We start from the raw sequence: 11,489 nt of genomic DNA, 5'->3' as shown, positions 1-11,489 counted from the left end.
TTTCGATAAGTATTACTTATGGATTTCAAGCAACTGCGTTATTTCGTCGCGGTCTATGAAGAAGGCCATGTGGGCCGTGCTGCCGAGCGTCTTTCTATCTCGCAGCCAGCCCTTTCGCAGCAGATCCGCCAGCTCGAACACAACCTCGATGTCAGCCTTTTTGAGCGCAGCAGCAAACGCCTGCTGCCCACGCTTGCAGCGCACACGTTGTACAACCACGCCTTGCCACTGCTCGATGGTTTGCAGCGGGCCAAGGAGGCCTTGCACCATTTCCAGGGCCAGGCCCTGCGCACGATTGCCATCGGCGTGTTGCAAACCGTGCACACCAGCCTCGTCCCGCACATGCTGGAGCGTGTGCGCCAGGCCCAACCCCATTTGGTGGTACAGATTTACGAGTTGACCGGCATCGAGATCGAAAGGCGCCTGCTCAATGGTTCACTCGATATTGGTATCAGCTACCTGCCGCCACGCCAGCCAGGCCTGCACGGCATGATGCTGTACGAAGACGAGCTTCAACTGGTCATCCCGGCTGATCATCCGCTGCGTGAGTTCAAGAAGGTTTCACTGAGCCAGGCCGCAGAGCTGCCGATGCTGTTGCTGGGGGAAGAGTTCCAGGTGCGCCAGATCTGGCAAACCCAGCTCGCCAACCTCGGCCGTCGACCGCAGGTCCAGGCCGAGTTGAATACCATGGCCGGGATCCTCGACAGCCTGCCCCACAGCAAACTGGCCACCGTATTGCCGGGGCGCTCGCGCCATCAACATGACGACCAGACATTGCTGTGGAAACCCCTGAGTGAGCCTCGCGTACCGCTGAAGGTCGGGCTGGTGTGCCGTGATGTGCAGCGTCAGCAAGCCACATTGGGGCTATTACGCACGCTGCTTGAGGATGTGATGCAGAGCAATGAACAAACGTTGTAGCCGCCTAGCAGCTGCTACGGAGGGATCTAACGTCAAAGTAAAAATTCTGACGCACAAAAAAGAAAACCCCGCCGAGGCGGGGTTTTACAGACTGTTTCCCTGACATCCTTTTCACTCCGCCATCCTGGCAGAATCCTACGTGTCCCTGTTGTTGCTTTGAGCTTCCTGCTCTACGTCCATGGAAAGTAGATTACCTCTGGATCCAATCTGGCGATATGGGAGATTGTCAGCATGCAATGTAAGCAAATGCTTACAAATTAATAAACCCTTTAAAAATGTGCCTCGTCCAGCAGATAAAGGGAATCGCTGCCCGCCTTCACCGACGCGCTCAATGAATGGATCCGCGGCAGCAAACGTGCGAAGTAGAAGCGTGCAGTGCCCAGTTTGCTGGCATAAAAGGCTTCATCGGCCTCTTTGCCCAACGCGGCCCTGGCCATCAACGCCCACATGTACGCATACGTCGTGTAACCAAAAACTTGAAGGTACTCGACCGATGCGGCTCCGATCTCGTTCGGGTTGTTTTGCGAGCGGTCCAGCACCCAGGCTGTCAACTGATCAAGTGTGTCCAAAGCCGACGCCAATGGCTGGGTGAACTCATTCAGATCGCTGTTGGCCGAGGCGATGAACTGACGAATCTCGTCAGCGAACTGGCGATAGTAAACACCCTGGTTACCCACGATCTTGCGCCCCACCAGATCCAGCGCCTGGATACCGTTGGTGCCTTCGTAGATCTGGGTAATACGCACATCACGCACCAGTTGCTCCTGGCCCCACTCACGAATGTAGCCATGACCGCCGAACACTTGCTGACCGTGCACCGTGGTTTCAAGCCCAAGATCCGTCAGGAAGGCTTTGGCCACAGGCGTCAACAAGGCAACCAGGCCATCAGCCCGCTCACGCGCCGATGGGTCTTCGCTGAACTTGGCAATGTCCAACTGATTGGCAACATACGTCGAAAAGGCTCGACCCCCTTCGTTCGAAGCTTTCATGGTCAGCAGCATGCGGCGCACGTCCGCGTGCACGATGATCGGATCCGCCACTTTGCCCGGGGCTTGAGCGCCGGTTGCAGCACGCCCTTGAAGGCGGTCGCGGGCATATTCAACCGCGTTCTGGTATGAGCGCTCGCCACAGGCAAGACCCTGAATGCCAACCCCCAGGCGTTCATAATTCATCATGGTGAACATCGCAGCCAGGCCACGGTTGGGCTCGCCCACCAGATAGCCGACGGCTTCATCGAAGTTCATCACGCAGGTGGCAGACGCCTGAATGCCCATTTTGTGTTCAATCGAGCCGCAGGTAACCGGGTTCCGATCACCCAGGCTGCCATCGGCGTTGACCATGAACTTCGGCACCAGGAACAGCGAAATGCCTTTGGGCCCGGCAGGCGCATCCGGCAATTTGGCCAGCACCAGGTGGATGATGTTTTCCGTCAGGTCGTGTTCGCCGCCAGTGATGAAGATTTTGGTGCCACTGACTTTATAAGAGCCATCCACTTGAGGTTCGGCTTTGGTGCGAATGATCCCCAGATCCGTCCCGGCATGGGGTTCGGTCAAGCACATGGAACCGGCCCACACGCCCGAATACATATTGGGCAAATAGGTGGTTTTCAGTTCATCGCTGGCGTGGGCGTTGATCGACACACAGGCGCCGGCGGTCAACATCGGATACAGGCCGAAGGACAGGCCGGAGGAGTTGATCATTTCTTCGACCTGGGCCGACACCGCCTTGGGCATCCCCATGCCGCCGAACTGTGGATCACCGCCAACGCCGACCCAGCCGCCTTCGGCGTAGGTGCGATAGGCATCGACGAAACCTGCGGGGGTGGTCACCGTACCGTTGTCCCAGTGACACCCTTCTTCATCACCGCTTCGGCTCAGCGGCGCGATGCTTTTAGCGGTGACCTTGCCCGCCTCTTCAAGAATGGCTTCTACCGTTTCAGCATCTACGGTGTCTGCCAACGCAGGCAATTGCGCCCAAAGTGTAGCGACCTCGAACACTTCATTGAGGACGAAGCGCATATCGCGCAGGGGCGCTTTGTAGTCAGCCATGGCAAACCTCGTAATCTGTAAACGGCGATTAATGTAGGACCCAGTCTAGCTTAACGACAATGGCGATACATAGGGTCATGCTGTGACCATATACACAGATCTGGTCATGTGTTTTTTTGTGGGAGCGGGCTTGCTCGCGATTCAGGCGACGCGTTGTTTCAGGAAGACGGTGGTGATGCCATCGCGAGCAAGCCCGCTCCCACATGAGGCCAACCAAAAAAAAACCGCTCCCCCCGAAGGAGAAGCGGCTTTTGCAAGATGACCCGCCAGGACTTAGTAGCCCAGGTCGAAGTCTTCTTCTTTCATGTCCATCAGGTTGGCAGCGCCCGACAGCATGGTGGCAACGTGTGCGCGTGTGCGCGGCAGGATGCGCTGGAAGTAGAAGCGCGCAGTTTGCAACTTGGCTTTGTAGAACGCTTCTTCGGACGTGCCGGCCGCCAGCTTTTCAGCCGCCAGACGGGCCATGTCAGCCCAGAAGTACGCCAGGCATGCATAACCGGAATACATCAGGTAATCGACCGAAGCCGCACCCACTTCTTCACGGTCCTTCATGGCTGCCATACCGACCTTCATGGTCAGCTCGCCCCATTCTTTGTTCAGTGCAGCCAGTGGCGTGACGAATTCATTCAGCGCTTCGTTGCCTTCGTTGTTCTGGCAGAACTTGTGGACGATTTTGGTGAAACCCTTGAGGGCTTCGCCTTGAGTCATCAACACTTTACGGCCCAGCAGGTCGAGTGCCTGGATACCGGTGGTGCCTTCGTACAGCATCGAAATGCGGCTGTCGCGAACGTTCTGCTCCATGCCCCACTCAGCGATAAAGCCGTGGCCGCCGTAGATTTGAACGCCGTGGTTGGCGGACTCAAAACCGACTTCAGTCATGAACGCTTTGGCGATCGGAGTCATGAAGGCCAGCAGTGCGTCGGCTTTCTTTTTCTCTTCTTCATCAACGCCGTATTTCACGATGTCGACTTGCTTGGCGGTGAAGTAAACCATCGCACGGTTGCCTTCGGCGAATGCCTTCATGGTCAACAGCATGCGACGTACGTCCGGGTGAACGATGATCGGGTCAGCCGCCTTTTCAGGGGCTTTTGGTCCGGTCAGCGAACGCATTTGCAGACGGTCACGGGCGTATTTCAGGCCGCCCTGGAAACCGATTTCGGCGTGGGACAAGCCCTGCAAAGCGGTGCCCAGACGTGCGGTGTTCATAAAGGTGAACATGCAGTTCAGGCCTTTGTTCGGCGGGCCGATCAGGAAACCTGTCGCGCCGTCGAAGTTCATCACGCAGGTCGCGTTACCGTGGATGCCCATTTTGTGCTCAAGCGAGCCACAGGACACGGCGTTGCGCTCACCCAGGCTGCCATCGGCGTTGGCGTTGAACTTGGGAACGATGAACAGCGAAATGCCTTTGGTGCCAGCCGGTGCATCCGGCAGGCGGGCCAGAACGATATGGACGATGTTGTCGGCCATGTCGTGCTCGCCAGCCGAGATGAAGATCTTGGTGCCCGAAATCTTGTATGAACCGTCAGCCTGAGGTTCGGCCTTGGTGCGCAACAGGCCCAGGTCAGTACCGCAATGGGATTCGGTCAGGCACATGGTGCCGGTCCACTCGCCAGTCACCAGCTTGCTCAGGTAAGTGGCTTGCTGCTCGGGAGTACCGTGCTCGGAGATGGTGTTCATCGCACCGTGGGACAGGCCCGGGTACATGCCCCACGACCAGTTGGCAGCGCCAACCATTTCACTGACTGCCAGACCCAGCGACTCCGGCAGGCCCTGGCCGCCGTGTTCGACGTCATGGGCCAGGCTCGGCCAGCCGCCTTCAACGAATTGTTTGTAGGCTTCTTTAAAACCGGTAGGGGTTTTAACGCCGGATTCACTCCAGGTGCAGCCTTCGATGTCACCCACGCGGTTCAGAGGTGCCAGCACCTGCTCACAAAACTTGGCGCCTTCTTCAAGAATGGCGTCAACCATATCTGGAGTAGCGTCCTGGCAAGCCGGCAGGCTCTGATAATGCGCTTCGTAACCGAGCAGTTCGTCACGAACGAAGCGAATATCACGCAAGGGGGCCTTGTAGTCAGGCATAGCGATAAACCTCTGCTGATGAATCCGGGGATGAACGACCGCGTGGATTTGTTATGACGGTCAAACAGGTGTTTGAAACATACGTTTACGCCTATTTATTGTCAAGCAGCGCGAAGCCGCCGTTCGTCTTAGGTCGGCTCGTAGGCAAAGGAGGATTGATTTGTGGGAACTGCTGTTAGTCCAGCAGATCCAGTTGCAGATATTCAGCCACGGACTGCGCCGATGCCGATTTCAGCTTTGGCACACGACCCAGGCAGGGTGCGGGCAAACGCTCGGCCAACGTGGCGAGGTTCTCTTCCAGGCGTGAAGTTTTGGGACCAATGATATTGGCCACCCAGCCAGCCAGTTGCAGGCCATCCCGGGCAATCGCTTCGGCGGTCAGTAACGCATGGCTGATACACCCCAAACGCACGCCCACCACCAGAATCACCGGCAGATCCAGCGCTTGAGCCAAATCCGACAAGCTGTCTTGTCCTGAAAGCGGCACGCGCCAGCCACCCGCGCCTTCGATCAGGGTGAAATCTGCCTGCCTTGCCAAAATGTGCTGCATGGGTTCCAGCAGCGAACGAACCGTCAACACCACCCCGGCTTCGCGCGCAGCGATATGCGGAGCGATAGCCGGTTCGAAGGCTACCGGATTGACCTCGTCATAATTGAGCTTGATCGAGCTTTCGGCCATCAGCGCCAGCGCGTCTGCATTGCGCAGGCCCTGTGGCGTGATTTCACACCCGGACGCCACCGGCTTGCCCGCCGCCGTGCTCAACCCTGAGATGCGGGCGGCATACAGAAGACCTGCCGCCACCGTGGTTTTACCCACATCGGTATCAGTACCGGTAATGAAGTACGCAGGGCTCATCGCGCTTTCTCCAAAATGCCGTAGACCACTTGATACGTCGCCGGCAACCCGAGCGGCTGACGAAATTGCTCATAGGCGCCAACCATCCCCTGAAGCCGCGCCCGGCCGCTCAATCCTTCAGGACGACCGGGGTTCAGATTGTGCGCACCCAGCGCTTTAAGCTCATGGGTCAACTGGCGAACCTGAGCGTAGTGCAGCACATGGGGCTGTTTGTGCAAGCCGAGCACCTGCATTCCACTGCTGGCACACAACTGCTCATAGGTCTGGAACTCACGAAAACGATTGACGTGAACCTGACCATCGACCGCTCGCCAACTGTCGCGCAACTCACTCAAGGTGCCCGCACACAAACTGGCAAACGCCAGCACCCCGCCAGGCTTGAGTACACGATGGGCCTCGTTCAGTACCGCCTTGAAGTCCGCACACCATTGCAGCGCGAGGCTGGAGAAAATCACATCGCAGCTATTGGATTGCAGCGGCAGGCTTTCGGCATCGCCAGCAATGAAGTGTTGCGCACCACCCAGTGGGCGGGCGTACGCCAGCATGCCCTGGGCAATGTCTACCGCCAGCCCCTGGCTATCGACAAAACGCTGACCCAGCACGCGACTGAAATAGCCCGTGCCACTGCCCAGGTCCAGCCAGCGTTGCGGACTAAGACCGGCCGGCAGCCGGGCGATCAATTCATGGCCAACGGCCCGTTGCAGCTCGGCAACGCTGTCGTAACTGGCAGCCGCACGGGAAAACGAGACCGCTACCTGACGCTTGTCCGGCAAACTGGCCGCAAGCATCGCAATACTTAAATCATTCATCGCCCGACTCGTGTAAAAACGCCTGGATTGCCGCCGCCAATTCGTGGGGAGCTTCCAGTAAAAAAGCATGACAGGCCTGTTCAATCAGACCCACTTCGACATCGGGTAATAACGCCAGCACATCGGTCGCTGCCTGCACCGGCACCAGCGCATCAAGCCCGGCAAACAGGTGCAGTTGCGGCCCGCTAAAACGTTGCAAGGCATCACGGGCATCCAGCTTGCCCAACAGTTCAAGACCGGCCAGCAGGGTGTCGGGTTGAGCATGGGGCGCTGCGCCCAACAGCAGCCCGGCCAGTGCCCGAGACTCAGGCGAGCCTTGGCTGCACAACAGGCAAAAGCGTTTGAGGGTGGTGTTGGGTGCATCGCGAAAACCGCTGAGGAACGGTTCGAACGTCGACACGGGCATGGCGCTCGGCCAGTCCTCGCGACTGACAAAACTCGGGTTGCTGGCCAATGTCACCAGGCCACAGCAACGGTCGCCCCGGCGTGCCGCCAACTCACTGGCGAGCATCCCGCCCAGTGACCAGCCGCCCAGCCATACGTTGTCAGGCAGGGTCGAATCGAGCTCGTCGAGCCAGTCTTCAAGATCGGCAGACAGCAGCACCGGCAGCGGTTCGATCTCGACCCGCAAGTGCTCGTCCAGAGCGCGCAATGCCTGGGCCAGAGGCTCCAGGGGTGACACCCCCAGGCCCCAGCCCGGCAATAAAACCAAACGATCACGCATGATCTGGCTCCAACGTCTGCCAACAGTCTTCGAGTGCACTTAACAATAGCTGCACCTGTGCCTCTGTGTGAGCGGCCGACAAGGTTACGCGCAAGCGTGCGCTGCCTGCAGGCACGGTTGGCGGACGAATGGCCGTCACCAGCAAACCGCGCTCGCGCAACCTCTGCGACAGGCGAATGGCCCGGCCACTGTCGCCCACCATGATCGGCTGGATCGGGGTAAAGCTGTCCATCAACTGCAAGCCGATTTGCTCGGCGCCACGACGAAACTGGCCTATCAAGGTGTTCAGGTGCTCACGTCGCCAATGCTCGGTGCGCAGCAGTTCAAGGCTTTTCAATGTTGCGCAGGCCAGGGCAGGGGGCTGGCTGGTGGTGTAGATATATGGCCGGGCGAACTGGATCAGGCTTTCGATCAGCTCTTCGCTGCCCGCGACAAATGCACCGCTGGTGCCAAATGCCTTGCCGAGCGTCCCGACCAGCACCGGCACATCGTCCGCACTCAAGCCGAAGTGCTCGACAATCCCGCCGCCATTGGCGCCCAAGGGGCCAAAGCCGTGGGCATCGTCCACCATCAACCAGGCGCCTTTGGCCCTGGCTTCACGGGCCAGCGCAGGCAAGTCGGCCAGATCGCCGTCCATGCTGAATACGCCATCCGTCACCACCAGCGTATTGCCGCAGGCTTTCTCAAGGCGCTTGGCCAGGCTGACCGCGTCGTTATGCAAATAGCGATTGAAGCGCGCGCCGCTCAGCAAACCGGCATCCAGCAACGAAGCATGGTTCAGCCGGTCTTCCAGCACCGTATCGCCCTGCCCCACCAGCGCCGTGACGGCGCCCATATTGGCCATATAGCCGTTGCTGAACAGCAGTGCCCGCTCACGGCCGGTGAACTCGGCGAGGGCTTCTTCCAGTGCGTGATGCGGGGTGCTGTGGCCGATGACCAGATGGGACGCCCCTCCCCCCACCCCCCAGCGTGAAGCACCGGCCTGCCAGGCTTCGATGACCTGCGGATGATTGGCCAGCCCCAGATAGTCGTTGTTGCAGAAGGCGAGCAAAGGCTGCCCGTCGACCACCACTTGCGGCCCTTGAGGGCTTTCAAGCAGCGGGCGTTGGCGGTACAGATTGTCGGCACGGCGAACGGCCAGGCGGGCGCTTAGATCAAATGACATGCTGGCCTCGATGAGCGGTCGTAGCAGCTGCCGAAGGGACGAGGCTGCGTCCGGCGGCGCAGCCGTCGTAAAGTCAGATTGCACATTCCTTCAGTCAAACCATGCCTTCCGGATTTACGACGGCTTCGCCGCCGAACGCAGCCTGCGGCAGCTGCTACGGGGAGTGGGTTAAACCACAGCGTTATAAAACTGCTCGCTGGATTTCTGATCCCTGAGCGCATGCTCGATCACGGCCTGATGCACCTCGTCCGCATGGTCTTCACCCGCCTCGGGCAAGATGCCCAGACGGCTGAACAGCTGCATGTCCTTGTCCGCCTGAGGGTTGGCCGTGGTCAGCAATTTGTCGCCGTAGAAAATCGAGTTGGCCCCGGCAAAGAACGCCAGTGCCTGCATTTGCTCGTTCATTGCCTCACGGCCCGCCGACAGGCGTACATGGCTGTGCGGCATCATGATCCGCGCCACCGCCAGCATGCGGATGAAGTCAAACGGGTCGATGTCTTCTGCGTTTTCCATCGGCGTGCCGGCCACTTTCACCAGCATGTTGATCGGTACCGACTCGGGGTGCTCAGGCAGATTGGCCAACTGGATCAGCAGGTTGGCGCGGTCGTCCAGCGACTCGCCCATGCCCAGAATCCCGCCGGAGCAGATTTTCATCCCGCTATCACGCACGTAACTCAAGGTTTGCAGGCGTTCGCTGTAAGTACGGGTGGTGATGATGCTGGTGTAGAACTCGGGCGAGGTGTCGAGGTTGTGGTTGTAGTAATCCAGACCTGCGTGGGCCAACGCTGCGGTTTGCTCCTGATCGAGCTTGCCCAGGGTCATGCAGGTTTCCAGCCCCATGGCCTTCACCCCTTTGACCATTTCCAGTACGTAGGGCATGTCTTTGGCCGACGGGTGCTTCCACGCGGCGCCCATGCAGAAACGGGTGGCGCCGATGGACTTGGCCCGCTGTGCTTCTTCCAGCACCTTCTGCACCTGCATCAACTTCTCTTTAGCCAGGCCAGTGTTGTAGTGGCCCGACTGCGGACAATATTTGCAATCTTCCGGGCAGGCGCCGGTCTTGATCGACAGCAGCGTCGAAACCTGTACCCGGTTGGCATTGAAGTGCTTGCGGTGAACGGTCTGCGCTTCGAAAAGCAGGTCATTGAAGGGCTGGGTGAACATCGCCCGGACTTCGGCTAAAGACCAATCATGTCGCACGTTGGCAAGGCTGCTGGCGCTCATCGGCGTTTCTCTTGTTTATGCTTTGACTAGAACCCGAGGGCAAAAACCCACGGGCACGGCACGGATCTCGGCATGTTTAAGGATGTGACATGAACTGTCAACCACAATGGATAAAGCTGGTTTACATCTGGTTATTAAATAACCAATTCTGTTTATTGTGTGATGAGCGCTGCTGCACACCCCATGCCCTGTGTGTCGCCTGCGAACTGGAATTGCCCTGGCTGGTTGATCGCTGCAAGCGCTGCGCATTGCCATTACCGATGGCCGGGCTGGTATGCGCCCACTGCATCAAGCAGCCGCCAGCCTTTGAGCAAGTGCATGCACCCTGGGTGTACGGCTTTCCGATCGACAGTCTGATCATCCGCTTCAAACATCACAGCAAGTGGCCTTATGGACGACTTTTAGCCGAACTTCTCGGCCAATCGCTGCTCGATAGCTTCAACTCAGGCAGCCCGCGACCCGACTTCCTGCTACCGGTGCCCTTGTCCAGCAAACGTCTGCGCCAGCGCGGCTATAACCAGGCCGCGCTGCTCGCCCAGTGGCTAAGTGCTGCGCTGAACATCCCTCGACACGAGCACTGGCTGCTGCGTACCCAGGACACGGACGCGCAACAAGTCCTGGACGCCAAAAACCGCAAGCGCAACGTGTTACAGGCCTTCAGGCTGGCACCGGGCGTGCAGGTCACCGGGTTGCACCTGGCGCTGGTGGATGACGTGCTGACCACCGGCGCCACGGCGCAGAGCCTGGCCCGGCTGCTGGTCAAGGCCGGGGCCAGGCGGGTCGATGTGTATTGCCTGGCCCGCACGCCAAAACCCGACGGGCCTCCTTGACGCCACCCGGTTGAGCAGGCACTTTCCGGGCACGTCCCGCCTTGTGAATTCTCCGTCATGCACCTGCCCGCCCTCCTCGCCCAACACATGGTCCGTCGCCCGCAACGCATCGCGCTGCTGCAGCACATTGTTGACCAAGGCTCGATCACGGCCGCCGCCAAAAGCGCCGGTATCAGCTACAAAGCCGCGTGGGATGCCATTGATGAACTGAACAACCTGGCGCAAACCCCTCTGGTTGAGCGCAGCATCGGCGGCAAAGGGGGCGGCGGCGCTCGACTGTCCGTGGCCGGTGAGCGCGTGTTGCGGCTTTATCAGCGTTTGCAGGCGCTGCAAACCCAGGTGCTGGACGCCGCCGAAGACATTCAGGACCTCGACCTGCTGGGACGCCTGATGCTGCGCACCAGCGCCCGCAACCAGTTGCACGGCACCGTCATTGCCATCCACCGCCACGGCCATAACGATCTGATTCAGCTGGAACTGCCCGGTGGCCTGACCCTTCACGCACAAATCACCCGCGACAGCACCCTGCGCCTGGAACTGGCAATCGGCAGCCAGGCAGTGGCGTTGATCAAGGCAGGCTGGCTGCAACTGCTCGATGCCGCATCCCCTTCCAACGCCGAGCACAATCACCTGCACGGACGCATCGAGCAGATCCTGCACACCGACAACGGCCCCAGCGAAGTCCGTATCACCCTGCCCAGCGGCCAGACCCTGTGTGCCCTGACCGAACCGCAACACCTAGAAACACTTGGGCTGACCGAGGGTAGCGAGGCCCAGGTGCACTTTGCGCCATCGCTGGTATTGCTGGGCACCGCGCTGTAAGTGCCGCCAGCTCC

10 protein-coding genes are annotated in these 11,489 nt (G+C 59.3%); 3 read left to right on the top strand and 7 right to left on the bottom strand.

Translation table 11 applies throughout. From position 1 onward, the window contains the following. Nucleotides 1-18 precede the first annotated feature (18 nt). On the top strand, nt 19-918 hold the full coding sequence (locus AACY07_RS22975) for a LysR family transcriptional regulator (protein ID WP_133075281.1): 900 nt from the start codon (nt 19-21) through the stop codon (nt 916-918). 269 nt (nt 919-1,187) lie between these two features. Here AACY07_RS22975 and AACY07_RS22970 read toward each other — a convergent pair whose 3' ends face one another. The 7 genes from AACY07_RS22970 to bioB form a co-directional block, all read right to left on the bottom strand. Further along, the gene (locus AACY07_RS22970; protein ID WP_339477949.1) at nt 1,188-2,966 is read right to left on the bottom strand and encodes an acyl-CoA dehydrogenase C-terminal domain-containing protein; all 1,779 of its coding nucleotides are present in this window, start codon (nt 2,964-2,966) and stop codon (nt 1,188-1,190) included. 273 nt (nt 2,967-3,239) lie between these two features. Continuing rightward, entirely contained in the window at nt 3,240-5,045 is a 1,806-nt protein-coding gene (locus AACY07_RS22965; protein WP_339477947.1) for a phenylacyl-CoA dehydrogenase, read from the bottom strand. A gap of 175 nt (nt 5,046-5,220) precedes the next feature. Then, complete coding sequence (gene bioD / locus AACY07_RS22960; RefSeq protein WP_339477945.1) at nt 5,221-5,901, bottom strand: dethiobiotin synthase; 681 nt, start codon at nt 5,899-5,901, stop codon at nt 5,221-5,223. Then, nucleotides 5,898-6,710, bottom strand: coding sequence for a malonyl-ACP O-methyltransferase BioC (gene bioC / locus AACY07_RS22955; RefSeq protein ID WP_339477944.1), 813 nt, complete (start codon nt 6,708-6,710; stop codon nt 5,898-5,900). The genes bioD and bioC overlap by 4 nt, the downstream gene beginning before the upstream one ends. Next, nucleotides 6,703-7,434 (bottom strand): alpha/beta fold hydrolase, encoded by a 732-nt coding sequence (locus AACY07_RS22950; RefSeq protein WP_339477943.1) that lies wholly within the window; start codon nt 7,432-7,434, stop codon nt 6,703-6,705. Before AACY07_RS22950 ends, bioC begins: the two co-directional genes overlap by 8 nt. Then, nucleotides 7,427-8,599 (bottom strand): 8-amino-7-oxononanoate synthase, encoded by a 1,173-nt coding sequence (bioF, locus tag AACY07_RS22945; protein WP_339477942.1) that lies wholly within the window; start codon nt 8,597-8,599, stop codon nt 7,427-7,429. The genes AACY07_RS22950 and bioF overlap by 8 nt, the downstream gene beginning before the upstream one ends. Nucleotides 8,600-8,767: 168 nt before the next feature. Beyond that, entirely contained in the window at nt 8,768-9,823 is a 1,056-nt protein-coding gene (gene bioB / locus AACY07_RS22940) for a biotin synthase BioB (protein WP_219262859.1), read from the bottom strand. Nucleotides 9,824-9,912: 89 nt separating this feature from the next. Between bioB and AACY07_RS22935 the strand changes: the two genes are divergently transcribed. Together AACY07_RS22935 and AACY07_RS22930 are read left to right on the top strand one after the other, a co-directional pair. Beyond that, the gene (locus AACY07_RS22935) at nt 9,913-10,653 is read left to right on the top strand and encodes a ComF family protein (protein ID WP_339477941.1); all 741 of its coding nucleotides are present in this window, start codon (nt 9,913-9,915) and stop codon (nt 10,651-10,653) included. A gap of 57 nt (nt 10,654-10,710) precedes the next feature. Beyond that, a complete protein-coding gene (locus AACY07_RS22930) occupies nt 10,711-11,475 on the top strand; it encodes a TOBE domain-containing protein (RefSeq protein ID WP_133075271.1) in 765 nt (254 codons plus the stop codon). Nucleotides 11,476-11,489 lie beyond the last annotated feature (14 nt).

It is taken from the genome of Pseudomonas sp. RL_5y_Pfl2_69, assembly GCF_963970465.1.
In the GTDB taxonomy this organism is placed as follows: domain Bacteria; phylum Pseudomonadota; class Gammaproteobacteria; order Pseudomonadales; family Pseudomonadaceae; genus Aquipseudomonas.
The sequence above is the reverse complement of the archived record's forward strand: the minus strand, read 5'-3'. Positions and strand labels throughout refer to the sequence as shown.

What these genes read in the sequence shown, in the direction of transcription:
- AACY07_RS22970 (WP_339477949.1), bottom strand. Translation starts at nt 2,966, where the DNA reads ATGGCTGACTACAAAGCGCCCCTGCGCGATATGCGCTTCGTCCTCAAT.
- bioD (WP_339477945.1), bottom strand. Translation starts at nt 5,901, where the DNA reads ATGAGCCCTGCGTACTTCATTACCGGTACTGATACCGATGTGGGTAAA.
- AACY07_RS22935 (WP_339477941.1), top strand. Translation starts at nt 9,913, where the DNA reads ATGAACTGTCAACCACAATGGATAAAGCTGGTTTACATCTGGTTATTA.
- bioF (WP_339477942.1), bottom strand. Translation starts at nt 8,599, where the DNA reads ATGTCATTTGATCTAAGCGCCCGCCTGGCCGTTCGCCGTGCCGACAAT.
- AACY07_RS22950 (WP_339477943.1), bottom strand. Translation starts at nt 7,434, where the DNA reads ATGCGTGATCGTTTGGTTTTATTGCCGGGCTGGGGCCTGGGGGTGTCA.
- bioC (WP_339477944.1), bottom strand. Translation starts at nt 6,710, where the DNA reads ATGAATGATTTAAGTATTGCGATGCTTGCGGCCAGTTTGCCGGACAAG.
- AACY07_RS22965 (WP_339477947.1), bottom strand. Translation starts at nt 5,045, where the DNA reads ATGCCTGACTACAAGGCCCCCTTGCGTGATATTCGCTTCGTTCGTGAC.
- AACY07_RS22930 (WP_133075271.1), top strand. Translation starts at nt 10,711, where the DNA reads ATGCACCTGCCCGCCCTCCTCGCCCAACACATGGTCCGTCGCCCGCAA.
- AACY07_RS22975 (WP_133075281.1), top strand. Translation starts at nt 19, where the DNA reads ATGGATTTCAAGCAACTGCGTTATTTCGTCGCGGTCTATGAAGAAGGC.
- bioB (WP_219262859.1), bottom strand. Translation starts at nt 9,823, where the DNA reads ATGAGCGCCAGCAGCCTTGCCAACGTGCGACATGATTGGTCTTTAGCC.